Source organism: Gluconacetobacter brunescens (genome assembly GCF_048695475.1).
Taxonomy (GTDB): domain Bacteria; phylum Pseudomonadota; class Alphaproteobacteria; order Acetobacterales; family Acetobacteraceae; genus Gluconacetobacter.
The window spans coordinates 1-372 of the sequence record NZ_JBLHEN010000008.1; the positions used below are offsets into that span (position 1 = coordinate 1).

1 protein-coding gene is annotated in these 372 nt (G+C 62.4%); it reads right to left on the bottom strand.

Annotation, left to right across the window (positions count from 1 at the left end; translation table 11 throughout):
- Positions 1-372 (bottom strand): hypothetical protein (locus ACMAUO_RS20910; RefSeq protein WP_420358834.1); only part of this gene is annotated, 372 nt, incomplete at both ends.

Genomic DNA, 372 nt, shown 5'->3' on the forward strand with positions numbered 1-372 from the left:
CGTGGCTGTATTGGTGATCGTCGAAGGAGCGGCCGGCGTGGTCGCGGACCCATAGGAGGCCCCCTTGTTGACCGTCAGGGGCTGGTTGACGACGCTGGGGGCGGTGATGCTGCCGCCTGAATTGACCGAGACGTAGCTGGTTCCGTCGCCGCCGGCGAAGGCGGTGCCGTTGAGCGTGCCGGAGGTCATGCCGGAGGTGTTGGATTCGGTGAAGACGTCGTTGGTGGACGAGCCGCCGGCATAGATGGTGGTGACTTCCGATTCGTAGGTATTGTTCTGTGAGATGCCACCGGAATAGACGTTGAGATAGCCGTTGGCGGTATAGGAATCCTCGATGGTGCCGCCGGCGCTGACATTGATCGTCGGGCCGAT